This is a genomic window from Globicatella sanguinis (genome assembly GCF_002847845.2).
Classification (GTDB): domain Bacteria; phylum Bacillota; class Bacilli; order Lactobacillales; family Aerococcaceae; genus Globicatella; species Globicatella sanguinis.
Genome location: NZ_CP126962.1, coordinates 1,026,365 through 1,043,301 on the forward strand (window position 1 = coordinate 1,026,365; position 16,937 = coordinate 1,043,301).

16 protein-coding genes are annotated in these 16,937 nt (G+C 36.0%); 1 reads left to right on the forward strand and 15 read right to left on the reverse strand.

From position 1 onward, the window contains the following. Positions 1-9: 9 nt before the first annotated feature. The 7 genes from CYJ72_RS04435 to CYJ72_RS04465 all read right to left on the reverse strand — a co-directional run bounded on the left by CYJ72_RS04435 (position 10) and on the right by CYJ72_RS04465 (position 6,930). Positions 10-690 (reverse strand): nicotinate-nucleotide adenylyltransferase, encoded by a 681-nt coding sequence (locus tag CYJ72_RS04435; protein ID WP_284630709.1) that lies wholly within the window; start codon positions 688-690, stop codon positions 10-12. Between the two features lie 20 nt (positions 691-710). After that, a complete protein-coding gene (gene yhbY, locus CYJ72_RS04440) occupies positions 711-1,025 on the reverse strand; it encodes a ribosome assembly RNA-binding protein YhbY (RefSeq protein ID WP_078754947.1) in 315 nt (104 codons plus the stop codon). Between the two features lie 12 nt (positions 1,026-1,037). Then, positions 1,038-2,150: a ribosome biogenesis GTPase YqeH gene (yqeH, locus tag CYJ72_RS04445; protein WP_284630712.1), complete on the reverse strand. Its 1,113-nt coding sequence runs from the start codon at positions 2,148-2,150 to the stop codon at positions 1,038-1,040. A gap of 135 nt (positions 2,151-2,285) precedes the next feature. Then, on the reverse strand, positions 2,286-2,513 hold the full coding sequence (locus CYJ72_RS04450) for a YkuJ family protein (protein WP_066125153.1): 228 nt from the start codon (positions 2,511-2,513) through the stop codon (positions 2,286-2,288). A 140-nt stretch (positions 2,514-2,653) separates the two neighbouring features. Further along, positions 2,654-3,898 (reverse strand): glycosyltransferase family 4 protein, encoded by a 1,245-nt coding sequence (locus CYJ72_RS04455; protein WP_284630715.1) that lies wholly within the window; start codon positions 3,896-3,898, stop codon positions 2,654-2,656. A 1,024-nt stretch (positions 3,899-4,922) separates the two neighbouring features. Beyond that, a complete protein-coding gene (ptsP, locus tag CYJ72_RS04460) occupies positions 4,923-6,662 on the reverse strand; it encodes a phosphoenolpyruvate--protein phosphotransferase (RefSeq protein ID WP_101813337.1) in 1,740 nt (579 codons plus the stop codon). 1 nt (position 6,663) lies between these two features. Beyond that, entirely contained in the window at positions 6,664-6,930 is a 267-nt protein-coding gene (locus CYJ72_RS04465; protein WP_066126871.1) for a phosphocarrier protein HPr, read from the reverse strand. Between the two features lie 349 nt (positions 6,931-7,279). Here CYJ72_RS04465 and CYJ72_RS04470 point away from each other — a divergent pair, with 349 nt between their 5' ends. Next, positions 7,280-7,558, forward strand: coding sequence for a DUF1827 family protein (locus CYJ72_RS04470; protein ID WP_284630718.1), 279 nt, complete (start codon positions 7,280-7,282; stop codon positions 7,556-7,558). A gap of 85 nt (positions 7,559-7,643) precedes the next feature. Here the strand turns inward: CYJ72_RS04470 and CYJ72_RS04475 are convergent, their stop codons facing one another. From CYJ72_RS04475 to CYJ72_RS04510, 8 genes are all read right to left on the reverse strand, one after another. Further along, positions 7,644-9,002, reverse strand: a complete 1,359-nt coding sequence (locus CYJ72_RS04475; protein ID WP_284629587.1) for an ISL3 family transposase — start codon at positions 9,000-9,002, stop codon at positions 7,644-7,646. A gap of 235 nt (positions 9,003-9,237) precedes the next feature. Then, positions 9,238-10,821 carry a peptide chain release factor 3 gene (locus CYJ72_RS04480; protein WP_284630720.1) on the reverse strand — a complete coding sequence of 528 codons (1,584 nt, stop codon included), beginning with the start codon at positions 10,819-10,821 and terminating at the stop codon, positions 9,238-9,240. 228 nt (positions 10,822-11,049) lie between these two features. Beyond that, positions 11,050-11,676 carry a DivIVA domain-containing protein gene (locus CYJ72_RS04485; protein ID WP_284630881.1) on the reverse strand — a complete coding sequence of 209 codons (627 nt, stop codon included), beginning with the start codon at positions 11,674-11,676 and terminating at the stop codon, positions 11,050-11,052. 147 nt (positions 11,677-11,823) lie between these two features. Beyond that, positions 11,824-13,059, reverse strand: coding sequence for an ABC transporter permease (locus tag CYJ72_RS04490; RefSeq protein ID WP_284630722.1), 1,236 nt, complete (start codon positions 13,057-13,059; stop codon positions 11,824-11,826). Beyond that, the gene (locus CYJ72_RS04495) at positions 13,056-13,787 is read right to left on the reverse strand and encodes an ABC transporter ATP-binding protein (RefSeq protein WP_284630724.1); all 732 of its coding nucleotides are present in this window, start codon (positions 13,785-13,787) and stop codon (positions 13,056-13,058) included. Before CYJ72_RS04495 ends, CYJ72_RS04490 begins: the two co-directional genes overlap by 4 nt. Further along, positions 13,784-14,290 (reverse strand): GNAT family N-acetyltransferase, encoded by a 507-nt coding sequence (locus tag CYJ72_RS04500; RefSeq protein WP_284630725.1) that lies wholly within the window; start codon positions 14,288-14,290, stop codon positions 13,784-13,786. Before CYJ72_RS04500 ends, CYJ72_RS04495 begins: the two co-directional genes overlap by 4 nt. An 8-nt stretch (positions 14,291-14,298) precedes the next feature. Beyond that, positions 14,299-15,501 carry a bifunctional phosphopantothenoylcysteine decarboxylase/phosphopantothenate--cysteine ligase CoaBC gene (gene coaBC, locus CYJ72_RS04505; protein WP_284630727.1) on the reverse strand — a complete coding sequence of 401 codons (1,203 nt, stop codon included), beginning with the start codon at positions 15,499-15,501 and terminating at the stop codon, positions 14,299-14,301. A gap of 12 nt (positions 15,502-15,513) precedes the next feature. After that, positions 15,514-16,878, reverse strand: coding sequence for a TrkH family potassium uptake protein (locus CYJ72_RS04510; protein ID WP_284630729.1), 1,365 nt, complete (start codon positions 16,876-16,878; stop codon positions 15,514-15,516). Between the last annotated feature and the right edge of the window lie 59 nt (positions 16,879-16,937).

Sequence of the window (16,937 nt, forward strand, 5' to 3'; positions counted from 1 at the left end):
TTTTCACCTTTAATCTTCCAGATATAAGCGATGCTTTTTAATGTATTCTTCAACTGCTGGCGGTACTTGATATTTGATAGATTGTTCTAAGAAAACTCTTAATCGAATTTCGGTTGAACTTAAATCTACTAATGGCGAATCAACCCATAAAATCGGATACGGTCCCATATAAGGTTTTTCTCCTGGACGTCGGACTGCCACGAATTGTACGAGTTGAATCAATTCATCAATTTCACGCCATGTTGATAAATCATTCGCGCTGTCACCGCCGATAATAAAGTAAAAATCAGCTTCAGGATATTCTTCTACAAAGTGGCGCATCGTATCAATGGTGTAATTTTTCCCACCACGATTTACTTCATACGGCTGTAATTTAAACATCGGATTGCCTACAATAGCTTTTTGTACCATTTGCAGACGATGTTGTGAAGCAATCGTTTTTTTCCCTGGTGCATGTGGTGGCTTAGCAGTTGGCATAAACCACACTTCATCCAAATCTAATTGATGACCAACTTGTTCAGCCATTAATAAATGTCCCAAGTGAGGTGGATTAAAAGTCCCACCCATAATCCCTATACGGTAACGTCCTTGGCGATTCGGCTGCAAAGCTTCTTGAGAGTTTGCTACAAAATCAATCGCTTCTGCTAGTGCTCGTTCTAAATCCGTTTCTGTCTCTGTTTGTAACGTCATCCACTTCACCTCAATTCAAATTAATCTAGTTCTAAAATTTGTAAGGAATAATCACGATATTTTTCTGTTTCTGATTCACGGTAAAGTGTCGCTGTATGACCAACGGTCTGAACAACTTCGGCATTAATGGCATCCGCTACTTTAGCCGCAGCTTCTTTAATTGTTTCATCAGAATTTTGTAAAATATTAAATTTCACTAGTTCGTGACGCTCAATCGCTAAATCGATTTGTTCAATAAAATTATCGGTTAAACCTAGTTTACCTACTTGATAAATTGATTTTATTGCATGAGATTCTTTCTTTAAATATTTTTTCTGTGCTTTATTAAGTGACATCTTTTTCTCCTTTTAAATAATTGACTCGCGAACGGTTAAAGCAACGGCTTTCGGTGCCCAAATTGTTAAATCAACTGGCTGATTGACTGTTAACCATCCTAACCCCGATAAGGCAATGTCTTGATTTTTTTCTAAATGAATTTTTTTGGCAACTAATGGTGGATAATTGTCGATACTATTAGGACCTGGTGGGCTTAGTAATTCACCGCGATGCTTCTGATAAAGGGTGTCAGCTTCTGATAGTTTGGTACGGTGAATATAGACATCATTTGATACATAAAAAGTAAAGGCCGCTCTTGGTCCAGCATTAAAGTCCATACGCATTAAGCCACCTAAGAAAATGGTTTGCTCTGGATTTAGTTGATAAGTTTTGGGTTTTAATGGTTTAGTCGGTAACACTTGCTTGATTTCTGTACGTGATAAATAGTGGGCAAGTTGAGAGCGTCGTACAATTCCTGGTGTGTCAACAATGGCGTGATCATCTGTTAATGGTATTTCAATCATATCAAGTGTCGTACCAGGATGATTAGAAGTTGTGACAATTGATTTAGCCCCACCATAATGATTAATCAATTGATTAATTAAGGTAGACTTGCCAACATTGGTTACCCCTACGATATAAACATTTTTATGATCAATATTCGCTTCAATCACTTTAATAACTTCCGCTAAAGTATGTTGCTTCGTAGCACTGGCTAAAAGTACCTCTTCAGGATACAAATTGTTTTGATTCATTACCACTTTAACCCAATGCTTCAATTTTCTTAAATTGGTTACTTTTGGTAATAAATCGACTTTGTTAGCTAATACGACAAATGGCTGTCGTCCAATAAAACGAGATAAGCCATGAATGATGCTGCCTTCAATATCGAAAATATCAACGACATAAATAACAAAGGCATCATCTTCCGCGATTTGATTTAATTTATCCAAAAAGACATCATCATCGATGGCGACATCTTGTAATTCATTATAATTGCGTAAGCGAAAACATCTTTGACAGTAGAATTCACCTTTTTCAATCCCTTTTTGTAAGGCACTATTAGGTAAATAACCGATTGCTTCTTCTTGTTCAGTTTGAATCGTAGCGCCACACCCGATACATTGGTATGTTTGTTCAGCCAAATGCTTTCCTCCTTGGTTCTTCTAATAATTGACTTGGTTATTTCTTATTATAGCACAACCGCGCCCTAAGAAAGTAGTAAATGGTAATAAAAAAAGGAACTAGAATATCTTCCAGTCCCGAAAAATGCTCTTTAATTAAGCTAGTAATTCAAAAATTTCAATTGCTACTAAATCAATATCATCGAATTGATAAGTTGTATCATTTTCGCGATCCGTCATTTCAAAAGAATCATTCTCTTTTGAATATTTTACAATGCACTTTTCAACGCCTTCAACTTCAAAACGACGAACTTCTTCATTATTTTCTGATGCCATCATCGAATTTAATCGTTGAATAATTCCTATTAATACCGAAGGTTTCATGGAAACATTCCTTTCTTCGTTAAAGATATGTAAACAGCTTATTGGCTAAATAACATCAGCCCAAAACTCCACATACACTATGTTAACAAAATATGTTCAAATTGCAAGAAAAAGCAAAGCGAATTTTCAATTATTTTTCGCTAGTTATTTGTAAATTCTTGACCATTTTCCTTATCTGGGCCTAATACAACATCACGGATTAAGTTTTTAATTCGTGGAATCACAATATCCGGAATATTAAAGCGCGAGCGACATTTATGTTGGATCGCATATTCGTAAAACGCTTCTGCCGATTGACCAAAAGTTTCTACCGAAATAGCCGATAAGGCTTTCGTATCAATTGTTTGAATTTCACCACGTTCCATTTGTTTTAAAAAGTTAATGGCCGTTTGCGATAAACTCACTTCATCATCAAATAATTGACCAAAACACGCTTGTGGCATTAAAGATTCTAAATAAGGATTGCGTTTTGCGATAATCGGTAAACTATTGGCAAAAGCTTCTAAATAAGTCAAACCTTGCGTTTCAGATTCAGAAGCATTTAAATACAAGTCACATAACTGATAATAAATGGGTACTTCGTCATGACTTACCTCCCCAATAAAATCAATTCTAGCGGTTTTCTCGGCAGCTTGATTTTCTAATTCCTCACGCGCTGGTCCGTCGCCTACAATTAACAACCGCGAATTAGGATATTCTTTAGCAATAAACTCATATTCATCGATTACTTTATCAATACTTTTTTCTTTGGATAAACGTGATAAAGATAAAAACACTTTTTCATCTGAAGCGATTACCAACTTTGATTTTAACTCCGCTACTTTTTCTTTATTAGGTTCGGGAATTTTAACTCCAGTTGGGATAACGCGAATCTCATTTTGAATACCATACTCTCTCAATTTTTCAAAAGTCATCGTGCTGGGAGCGATAATCCCTTCTACTTGTTCACAAAACAATCGGGTTAATGTGCCAACATGCTTGGCTTGAATCAACTCGCCATCTAAAATATAATGCGTATATTTTTCGTACAGAGTATGATACGTATGAATGACTGGAATTTTTAATCTTCCCGCCACATATAATCCAGTTAAACCTAAAGAGAATTCTGTATGGGTATGAATTACATCCAATTTAAAACGACGCGCCATCCTCAATGCCTTATCAAAACCACTATATGCAATACGACGCTCTTCAAAACTTACAAATGGAATACTAGGCAACCTCACGATAGTCCCATCTTCATCATCATCGGCATGAGGATCCGTTGTTGTAAATATAATAACGAAATGTCCCCTTTTAACCAATTCGTCCCTTAATGATTTGATAGAGGTCGAAACCCCACTGACCTGAGGAAAATAAGTATCTGTAAATAGCCCGATGTTCATATTGTCACCACTCTCTCGCCATAATTTTTACACTTTGGTAATTCTATTATAGAAAATTTTGACTAAAAATGAAAGAACAACTCATTAATCTAGTATAAATTCAGACTTTTGGACCAGATGGGAGTAGACCAGAACTAGAAAATCAAATAATTTTCACTTCGTCGGCTTACCCCCGCATAGTTGGGAGTGGAGCAGAAGTAGAAAATTGATTAATTTTCGCTTCGTAAGAACACCCCCGCACAGTTGGGAGTGGACCAGAAGTAGAAAATCAAATAATTTTCACTTCGTAAGAACACCCCCGCACAGTTGAGTAGGCCTCAAACAAGTCGAAAGACGCAGTTTGAGGCCACTCAACCACTGCGCTTTTAAATACCGAGCAATCACTTGATTGAATTTGTCAACTTTATCCTCAACCACATTAAGACGTAGTTTGATGCCACTCAACCACTGCGCTTTTGATTACGACTTACTAACTTGACATAATTTATCAAGCTTGTTCTCAACTACGTTAAGACGTAGTTTGATGCCACTCAACCACTGCGCTTTTGATTAAGACTTACTAACTTGACATAATTTATCAAGCTTGTTCTCAACTACGTTAAGACGCAGGTTGAGACCAATCAACCACTGCGCTTTGAATTAAATAGACATGCCTGAACAGAATTTAAAAAGTTTATGCCAACTCCCTTTTTATATGGTGAGAGTGAACATGATAGCCCACTCGTTTATGCACTTCTACATTCCAGTAGAATGTAGAAGACAGGGCAGGTAAATCAACACGGTTTTTGTTCTGGCAAAATTTGATAACGATACGTATTAAAAAATGTTTCTATACTTTTAGCTATAGGTGAATGGAGAAATTTTCATACCCCACAACATTTGACAAAGAGACACAAAACATTCATTCACTGTCCTCAAACCACCTCGATATTACTTCCGATTTTTTCGTACTTTAAAATGCAAAAAAGAGGTTGAGATGAAATTCAGTGAATTTCTCCTAACCTCTTAGTTATTTAATTAAAAATTAGTTGTTTTGAGCAGCTTCAACCGCAGCATTAACTAATTCTACTACTTCTTCAGCAGTCGAACATTCGTTAATCGCTTTGTCAGCTAGTGCTTGCATTTCCGTTAAGTTTAATTTACTAATTAAGCTACGAGTTTTTAATACGCTGGTAGCACTCATAGAGAATTCATCTAAGCCCATACCTAATAATAATGGAACAGCGATTTGGTCGCCGGCCATTTCCCCACACATACCAGTCCATTTACCTTCTTTATGTGAAGAATCGATAACGTGTTTAATTAACGTCAAGATTGATGGATTATATGGTTGGTATAAGTATGAAACTTGTTCATTCATACGGTCTGCAGCCATTGTATATTGAATTAAGTCATTTGTACCAATACTGAAGAAGTCTACTTCTTTAGCAAATTGGTGCGCTAAAACAGCAGCCGCTGGAATTTCGATCATAATCCCTACTTGGATTGAATCTGAAACTTCTACTCCTTCTGCTACTAACTCAGCTTTAGTTTCATCTAAAATCGCTTTAGCGGCACGGAATTCTTGTAACGTTGCAATCATTGGGAACATGATACGTAAATCACCATGAACAGATGCTCTTAATAAAGCACGTAATTGTGTTTTGAACATTTCTGTGCGGTCTAATGAGATACGAATTGCACGGTAACCTAAGAATGGGTTCATTTCTTCTGGTAAAGTTAAATAAGGTAATTCTTTATCTCCACCAATATCCATTGTACGAACAACAACACCCTTACCGTCCATTGACTCTAATACTGTTTTATATGCTTCGTATTGATCATCTTCGGTTGGGAAGTCTGGTGAATCCATATATAAGAATTCAGTACGGTATAAACCAACACCTTCGGCTCCATTTTCTAAGACACCTTTAACGTCTTTTGGTGTTCCGATGTTAGCTGCTAATTCAACATGATGACCATCTTTAGTTACAGAAGGTGCTGAAACTAATTTTTCCCATTCTGCTTTTTGGGCAGCATAAGCATCTGCTTTAGCTTGGTACTCTTTAATTTCTTCTTCTGTTGGATTTAACAATACCACGCCTTCTAACGCATCAACAATTAATAAATCGCCATCTTTTACTGTTTCAGTAATTGATTTTGTTCCAACGATAGCTGGAATTTCTAAAGAACGCGCCATAATTGCTGAGTGAGAAGTACGTCCACCAATGTTGGTTACGAACGCTTTTACAAAATCTTTGTTTAATTGCGCTGTATCACTTGGTGTTAAGTCGTGTGCAATCACAACGACTTCCTCATCGATGGTTGCAGGACTTGGTAATTTAACGCCTAATAATGCAGCTAAGACACGTTCGCTAACATCTTTAATATCAGCTGCACGTTCTTGCATATAAGGATTGTCTTCCATTCCAGCAAACATGTTAATAAAGAATGTTGAAACTTCATGTAACGCAGCTTCAGCATTCACATTTTCATCTTTAATTTTCATTTTTACTTGATCCGTAAATTCAGGATCTTGTAAAACCATTAAGTGCGCTTCAAAGACTTGCGCTTCTTCCGCACCTAAAGATTCTTTAGCAATATCTCTAATTTTTGAAACTTCTACAATCGCTTGCTCATAAGCAGCATCTAAACGAGCAACCTCTGCATCCGCATCTTCAATACGTTTTGTTTCAAAAGAAAGGTTTGGTTCTGTTAAAAGATAAACAGGAGCGATAGCAATGCCATCGCTCGCTGCAATCCCAGTTAATTTAACTGTTGTCATATTAGTTAGCTAAACCTTCGTTTTTCATGGTTTCAGCAACTGCTGCGATTGCTTCAACTTCATCGGCACCTTCAGCTGTAATCACTACGTCAGCTCCTTGGCCAACACCTAATGACATTACACCCATGATAGATTTAAGGTTAACTGATTTACCTTTATATTCTAAGTTTAAATCTGAAGAAAATTTGCTCGCAGTTTGAACTAATAAAGTTGCTGGACGAGCGTGGATTCCTGTTTCAGCTACTACATGAAATTCTTTCTTTTCCATAATACAATACCCCTTTAAGATAATTTATTAAGAGCCGTTTTGAGATTTATCAAAACTGAACCCTATCATAGTAAGAATACCATTTTTTTAAGGTTCTAACAACTATTTATGCTGATTTTCTTTAATAAAACCCTTTTTAGCTCTCTTTGCCGCTAATATTTTGAAGCGCCAACACTATTGTACTACTTTTCACAAGTTTTGAAAACCCTTTTACATATTTTTATTTAATATAGGTCAGCATTCGTAATTTGTAGTTATTGTATTAATTATTTTTATTTTATCAGTATTTTTACTGTTATTTTCAGCTAAATAAGATTATAATAGTAAACAAAAGCAGAGGAGGTTCTACATGAAATTAATCGATGTTACCAATAGCCACTCAGATTTAGTAACTCGCCAACTAGAAAACACCGACTCTCACTCAGTTCGTGTCTATTCTGTTGGGCCTTGTACAGTTATTTATACTATCGCCAATACACATCAAAATATTGTTATCATTAATAAAACTAGACCGGTTCGTCAAAGAGAAATCGACTTTGTTTTAGGTAAATTACTCCCTGACACAAATGTAGATGAATTGGAAACGATAAAAGGTGATAACTTCATTCAATTCGAGTTAAAAAATTAAATAATAACGGCTCTTTGTCAAATGGTGTGGGTCACGGAATTTTTGGTCGTTCAACACAATTGTGTTGAACGGCCGTTTTTTCTAATTAAGCGGTTTTCTTTGTCTTTGATTCTTTTTCTTGACTAAAATATAAAGGGCGATAGTCTTGGTTTGTGCAGTTCTTACTTAACAAAATATAGCGTGCTCTTAATCTTAAACGTCTAAAATTAGTATAACCATGTCCTGTTCGTTTGATTGTTTTAATGATATTATTGGTTGCTTCCAGGTGTCCATTTGACAATGTGACGGTTAAAGCATTGGTAATATACTCTTGATAGCGTGTAATCGTGTTAAACGCTGTACGAATCACTTGACGATAGGAATATTTTTTTATTTCTTGAAGTTCATAATGAAACAATTCGACATCGTGTGTCATAATGGCATATTTGAAATCATTTATTTTTTCATAGGCATTTCTAAGCCCTATATCAAGCGAAAGTAGATATTCTACCATCATTTTTTCAGTCACTAATCCATCGAACAGGCGATGGGTTTGATAATTCTCAAAATCTAGATCTTCTCGGTTTTTAAGAAGTAATTTCCATAATTTTTTCAACTTATTATAATCACATTTCGAGGGTTTCTTTTTATATTGATTCATTACTTGAATCCTTAGGTTGTTAAGGGCTCTATTGAGTAATTGAATGATATGGAACCGGTCAATCACAATCTTAGCACATGGGAACAGTGTCTTTATCATGCTAATAAAGGGAAGATTCATGTCCATCGTAATCCATTCAACTTGACGGCGTACGTCCAATGGGAAACGGAAAAAATGTTTTTTGATATCCGCTTGTTGACGACTGTCTAATAAATCTAATATTTGGTGAGTAGAAGCATTGGCATAAATAAAGGACATTTCTGCTTTACATGATTTGGTTGTACGTAGTTCGTCAAATGATAAAGTGGTTGGCAGGGTATTCGTTTGTGGTTTCATCTGCGTTTCCAAGGAATCGAGTACTCTAAAGACCGTACTAATGGATACATAGGTATTTTTAGCAATCAGTGAAGCAGATTGTACGAGTCTCAATTGTTCTTTTACGAGTTGTTTTTGTAAGTTAGAAATCTGACAATTTGGCTCTACTAAATTGGTTTGTGCCATAAAGGTTTTCTTACACGCTTTACATATAAAACGTTGTTTTTTTAGTAGAATTAATTTAGGACAGGCAAGAGAACAAGCATATTTTACTTTTACTTGCTTAAAGCCATGCTTCAAAATAGAGTTATTAATATTTTTTTGATGACAGCAGGGGCAAGCCACTGGGTCATAAGAAAGCTTAGCAGATACAGTCTGGTAAACGACACCGTTCAATGTAATGGAATCTTGATCCAAACATCCTTCAATAAAAGTGATATTAGGGTCTGTTATTTCAAGTAATTTTCTGATATCATCTGAATAGGTCATGTGAGTTCCTCTTTTCTAATAGTTTAGTCGCTAATTAGATTATATCGGAATTCCATGACTTTTTGTATTGATTTATAAAGGTGTGAATGAACAGAGTCATTTCTATAAATCCACACCAAAAAGTATAGAGCCATAATAACCACTAAGTTTTACCAGTAATCATCAAGGGCTTATCTTAATCAGCCAGCAAAGATGCATTCGGTTAAACTTAGTGGTTTTTTTATCGATTCTTTTATTAAAGTAACTGCAATAATGTCACATCAGGATATTTATCTTTAAACCAATTTTCAGCGAATTGATTTTCAAATAAAAATACTGGATTTCCGAAACGGTCACGCGTTAATAAATTACGACTACTTGACATGTTCGGGTTTAAATCTTTCTCGTCGATCCAACGAGCAATTTTGTTCCCCATTGGGGTCATTACAACTTCCGCATTATACTCATGCAATAAACGGTATTGGAAAACTTCAAATTGTAATTGCCCCACAGCTCCAATAATATATTCTTCAGTATGATAAGTCTTATATAATTGAATCGCCCCTTCTTGAACTAATTGTTCTATACCTTTATGAAAAGATTTTTGTTTCATCACATTTTTAGGTGTCACTTTCATAAATAATTCAGGGGTAAATTGTGGTAATGGTTTAAACTCAACATTGCTTTTTCCTGAAAAAATCGTATCGCCGATTTGTAAATTACCAGTATCATACAAACCAATAATATCGCCTGCTACGGCTTCTTGCGTTTCTTCACGTGAATCAGCCATAAACTGCGTTGTATGGGCTAAACGCAATACCTTACCGGTTCGCTTTAAGGTGACATTCATCCCTTTTTCAAAGGATCCGGAACAAATACGGATAAAAGCAATACGATCGCGGTGAGCCGGGTTCATATTGGCTTGGATTTTGAAGATAAAGCCTGTAAACTGTTCATCCGTTGGATCGACGACTATCGACTCATCTTTGGTCTCTACTTTAGATGGGGCCGGTGCTAAGTCAACAAAGGCATCAAAGAAAGTTTGAACACCAAATCCGGTTAAGGCCGATCCAAAGAAGACTGGAGTTAATTTACCTGTATTAATTAATTCGCGGTCAAATTCATTACCAGCTTCCGCTAACAACTGTGCATCTTCTAGTGATTGAGTATAGATGGAAGATTCTTTAAATGGATGTTCTCCTACGGCTTCGCCCTCTTCGTCTAGTGGGATATACGTTTCTTCACCTTCTTGGGAACCTTTTAATTCAACTCGCTTATTATATAAATCATATAAACCTAATAAACCTTTTCCCATCCCCATTGGCCAATTCATTGGATAGGCATCAATGCCTAATACTTCTTCTAATTCCGCAACTAATTCTAATGGTTCGCGCCCATCACGGTCTAATTTATTCATAAATGTAAAAATGGGAATGCCACGCATGCTACAGACTTCAAATAATTTTTTCGTTTGTGGCTCAATCCCTTTACCTGAATCTACCACCATCACGGCTGCGTCAACGGCCATTAGTGTTCGATACGTATCTTCTGAGAAATCCTCGTGCCCTGGTGTATCGACAATATTCACTTGGAACCCATCATAATCCACCTGCATCACTGAACTCGTTACCGAAATCCCTCTTTGTTTTTCGATTTCCATCCAGTCAGATTTTGCAAATTTGTTTGATTTTTTACCTTTTGCTTTTACCGTTCCCGCTTCACGGATTGCACCACTAAACAATAAGAATTGTTCTGTAATCGTCGTTTTCCCTGCATCCGGGTGGGAAATAATCGCAAAAGTTCGGCGTTTATTTACTTCTTTTTTTAAATTGATTGCCATTAGAAACTCCTATCTTTATTAATTTATTATTTAAAAAAATCAAGGGAGTGAACAAGATGTAGAAAATCATTTGATTTTCACTACGTCTGCCCACCCCCGCACTGTTGAATCACAATAAAACAATCTCTCACTAGACACGTTTTATGCCATTCAACTGCTGCGACATTATAGAACGCCACAAAACAAGACAGAAATGCTGATGTTTCTGCCTCGTCTGTTCATCTTTTACTACATCTTAGCAAATTTAACTAACTTTGATTCTGAAGCTGAAGCCGGTTCTTGCTTTTCATTGGCAATCACTTCATGAATTAATTTTTCTAATTCTTTCTTTTCTTCTTCAGTAATACTCGTATTGTCCCATAATTTTTTCTTCTGTTGACGTGGTGTTGAAATCTCCATATTTTCATAGGCTTCAATTTGTCCACTGAATCGACTAATTTGATCTTCTGGATATAACGAATCAAAATCTGTATTTTCTAACATCTCTTGATAAGTTGCCACCACATCTTGCATTTCTTTTTGCATTTTCTTCATCATCTCACGCATTCCCATCCCTGAATTGACGAGTTCATGACTATGGTGTGCAAATTCCTCTTTATATTGCGTCACTTGTTCATTGGTACGCTTTAAAATCTTCTCTGCTTCATCATTAGATTCCGCTACGATTTTATTTCCAGTCATTCGCGCATCTACAATCCCATCTTTTAAAGCTTGTTCCATTTCAATATACTCATTTAATTGTGTTTGAATTTCTGAAATTTGTTTATTTAACGCTTCTATTTGGGCATCTTTTTCTTGTAATGCACGATTTACTTCGGTTTTATTGTAGCCAAATAAACTGCTCGATAATTGCATTATTGCCACCTCTATCCTCTCCATTTCGCACTGATTGCGAAGTATCATCTTATATTTTAGCAAATAATTTTGCAACTTTCACTAACAAAAATCGTTTAATACCGCTTTTATCATTTCAATTTGATTACAATATCCTAAATGTTGGCTCTATTCTTGTTTATGCAACCAAAATGGAATATATAAATAAACCATTAACATAATCAGTACTAGCCATAAAATACTAATCATTAAAAGAGTTTGTCCAAAACCAATTGTAATAATAGTGGCGATATTAAAAGCCAACCATTGAATGAGCAATATAATCACGGAGACTTTTTGTAACGCACCGATTAGGTGGCTTTGATTCGTTGGATAAATGCGTTGAAAGGGATTCGCATCATAATAATGAACCATTGGCAAAATCTGCACTAAAGTTAAATAGAAGCCAATTAACCCCAATCCTACGATTAAATAAATATTTTCTGTTAATAATAACATCACAAAAATAAAAACTAGCAATCTCAACCAAATACCACTAAATGTATTATTTCTAAATAATAGCCTTAAAAATAAGTAATAATCTCGATTGGGGCTTTTTCCAGTTAATAAATCGATTAATTTATCTAAATAAGCACGTCTTTTAACTACCACTTGCGTTTGCGGTACATCAGCAAAGAAGCTAATCCATTTATAAAAAACATTCGTTCTTTCTGCATCTACTTCGATAGTATAATCAAAGTCTAACCACGCTTGTCGATTTTGATAACAAACAAAAAGATAATAGCCAATGGCGAGAGCTAATAAGGCCATCATCACTAAAATGCCCCATTGCCCCAATACCACTAAAGAAATCACTAACAGGCCCCCATATAAAATGGCTTGATAATTTTTACCTAAAGTGCGCACAGTAAAAATACGACTAAACATTTGCATATGATATAAAACAACTGCTAATAATTGCATTAATACCCACAGATAGATAAACTGACGATTCCAATTGAGTCCAGTCGCAGCAAATGGAAAGATTAAACTTGCTAACAAACCATTTAAGACTAGAGGTATTATCAAGCCTAATAATGTCCCCTTGAGCCAATAACGACGCCATTCTGCCCCTCTTGGATAGACATAACTGCGATCGGCTGCTTTCATCAACCATATGGGACGCCCATAAGTACTCAGTACCCCTAGCATTATTCCCATAAACAAGATGAGTGGTGTTGTTAATACCGTAGTGTGATCACCTTGAAGTGCGACTAATTGTTCACGATAGAAAAACATGAAAAATCCGAGGATAACAAATAAGATGACGGAAAAATGATCATTAAAAATCAAGCGACCATATTTGCCCATTTCTTTGATTAATGATTGTAATCTCTTTTGCCTTAATTCTGTTAAATTTTTCATTGAGCGGCCTCCGTCATCTGAACATATAGTTCATCAAGCGTTGCCTCCGGTTGTCTAAATTGTTCTTGTATAGTCTTTAGGTCACCTTTTGCGATAATTTCTCCCGCTTGTAACATTAAATACTGATCACATAATTGTTCTGCAATCATTAAAACATGCGTCGTAAAAATAATAGCGGTACCTTGTTGCGCTCTTTGTTGTAATAATTCGGTGAAATGTTTAATGGCTAATGGGTCTAAACCTAAAAATGGTTCGTCAATAATCATGACTTTCGCATCGGTTACCATTGCACAAATAATCATCACTTTTTGTTTCATTCCTTTTGAGAAATGAATCGGAAACCAGTTTAAATGATTTTCTAAACGGAATAATTTTAATAGCGGCTTTGCTCGTTCCATGACTGTTTCGATGGGTAATCCATAGCCTAACGCCGTCATTTCCAAATGTTCCTTTAAGGTCAACTCTTCGTACAAAACAGGTGTTTCTGGAATATAGGCTAATTGTTGAGAGAATTGCGATTGATGTTCATTTATCGTTTGATTGCCAATTGTAATTTGCCCTTCAATGGGTTTGATTAAGCCTAAAATCGTTTTAAGTAAGGTTGACTTACCAGCGCCATTTAGTCCTATTAAACCCACTATTTCACCATAAGGGATGGTAAAATTAATCTTTTTTAAAACGGGAATCCCTCGATAACCGCTACTCATATTTTTTACTACTAAACTCATCTTGTCATCCTATCTTCCTGATAATATTGATATGCGACGCGTGTGCGTCCATCTGGTAAATAAATAATGCCACAATATTGAAATCCTAATTTGGTTAATAATTGTCGCATCGGTCGATTTAATTCATGGGTATCAATTTTAATATTTGGATAGTGGTTCATGACCCATTGGATACATTGTTGGCCGATACCTTGTTTGTCATATTTTGAAACGATTCGGTGGATCGTGACATAAGGTAAATCATTTAACCATCGACCTTCTTCGATGACCTGATAGGTCGGATCGTCCCCCATTAATAGGTAAAAGGTCCCTACCATTTCTTCTGTGTCATTGAAACATACATAGGACGTACCGCTATTGATATCGGCTGTCAATTGTTCGATACTCGGATACCCTGGTAGCCATTGATTAGGATTACCCGTTGCTATTTGTTTTTGGCGCCCAATCTCAAATATCTCTTTCATCTCTGGTATATCCGCTAACGTTGCTGATCGTATTTTCATCTATTAATCTACCCCATTATTGCTTGCCAAATTTGGTAAGCTAATTCTTTTTTAGTTCCATATTCTAAAGGAACCACACGGTCATCTTTACCTATTAATGTTACTTGATTATGATCTGAACTAAATCCGGCATCTTTTCTAGAGACATCATTCGCCACAATCCAATCCGCTTTTTTACGTTCTAGTTTACCTTTGGCAAATTCTAGTACATTATGTGTTTCAGCTGCAAAGCCAACTACAATCTGTCCAGGTTCCTTATGCTGTCCTAAATAAGCTAAAATATCGGGGTTTTCAACTAAATCCAAGGTTAACCCTTCTTGATTGGCTTGTTTTTTAATCTTTTGGGACACTTGGTTTTTAACCCGATAATCGCTCACTGCAGCGGTCATAATGGCAATGTCATTCTCCTTTAACGCTTGTTGCATTACTTCAAACAATGATTGAGCACTCTCAACGTATTGGATGTCGACACCTGTTGGCACTGTTAAATTGCGAACGGTCGACACGAGCGTTACCTTTGCGCCTAGATGTACAGCTGCTTCTGCCAATGCGTACCCCATCTTACCGCTGGAATCATTCGTTATATAACGCACCGGATCAATGCGTTCACGCGTCCCTCCAGCAGAAATCACCACTTTCTTATCTTTTAAAAGTTGAGTTAATTCGTTTTGAGCAACTAATTTTTCTAATTCAGAGACGATAGCAGTTAATTCTGGTAAGCGACCGACTCCTTCATATCCTTCTGCTAAGAATCCTTTATCTGGAAACATCACGTGGTGACCATCTTGTTTTAATTGAGTGATATTACGTTGGGTTGCTGGATTATAAAACATATTGGTATTCATCGCTGGCACGATTAGTCTTGGACAATGCACCGCTAATAAGGTGGTTGAAACTATTTCATCTGCCAAACCATGTGCCATTTTCGCTAAAACATTGGCTGTAGCTGGTGCTACCAAAACATAATCACACCAATCAGCCATGTGAATATGTTGAACAATCGACGGATCTTTTTCATCAAATGTATCAAGTAAAACTGGATTTTTAGTTAATGTTTGCATCGTTAAAGGCGTAATAAACTCCGTTGCAGCCTGACTCATCACCACGCGTACTTCGGCACCTTTTTTGATCAATTGACGACTGAGTTCCGCCATCTTATAACTCGCAATACCACCGGTAATAAACAATCCAATTTTCTTGTTTGTTAACATGATAATCCCTTTCTATCCGATATAAATATCTGCATTTGCATAATGAATTTTGCGTTTTGTTTTAGACATTATACTTAATAAAATCGTAGCTGGACCTACGCGACCAATAAACATTAAACACATGATAATAATACGACCGATTGTATCTAATTCTGAAGTTAAATTCATCGTTACTCCCACCGTTGCAAGCGCACTGGATACTTCAAATAAAAGACTAAAAGGATCTAGATGCGTTTGCGTCGCCATTAATAATGCCCAACCTAACATAAAAACCGTAAAGAAAAAAGTTAAGACGACAATTGTTTGTTTAATCACTTCATTACGAATCGTACGGCGTCTAAACTGTATCTCTCTTTGTCCATTTAACTCGGCTTTAAATAATAAAACTAAAATAGCGGCAGTGGTAATTTTAAACCCACCCGCCGTACCACCAGGCGCGCCCCCAATCACCATTTGCATAATATAAAGTAGATTGGTAATGGGACGGGTTAGCGTATAATCCAAAGTGGCAAAACCAGCCGTTCTCATCGTTACTGTTTGAAAAAAACTAATCAATAGTTGCTGTGGTAAACTATATTTAGCCAATGTATTCGGATTGCCATATTCTGTTAACCATGTAAGAAATGTCCCTAGTGTTAGTATACTACCCGTTGATAAAATAACTAACCTTGCATGCGTACTTAATTTTTTAAAAGCGATGCGAAACACTCTAGTATTGGATTTATAATATTCCTTAACGATATTGATGACTTCAAACCAAACGATAAAGCCAATACCACCGGCAATAATTAAACTCGCAATGGTTAAATTTAAAACAACATTGGTTACTTCACCTTGTAAACTGATACTGCCTAAATTATCAAATCCCGCATTACAAAAAGCTGAAACAGCAATAAAAATCGAGTTAAAAATTCCTTTGAACCATCCATAACGTGGCACAAAAATAAAAGTTAAAATAAAAGCTGCTATTGCTTCTATAGAGAAAGTAAATAAATAAATAGATTTTAGTAATGGTTTCAACTCTAGATTATGCTCATTACTAAAACTCGCCTGCAATGTATATTGTTCTTTTAACGACAATTTTTTCTTCAAATACAAGGCACTCGCTGATAACATGGTAATCAGGCCTAAACCACCAATTTGCATCAGAATGATACAAATGATTTGCCCAAAGGTATTATAGACATCACCAACAGTCAAAACCGTCAAACCCGTCACACAGACCATCGATACGGTGGTAAACAAATGATCTAAATAGACCGTTTGTACTCCGGGCTGATGCATTATAGGTAATGATAATAAAATACTTCCTACAACTACCACTAATGCAAAGCTCAAAGTTAATCTTTGAGGGATGGTCAACTTCTCAATAAACATTCAATTTCCCTACTCTTTCTCATTCAAATAATATTGCTTTCAGTAAGATATATAATACA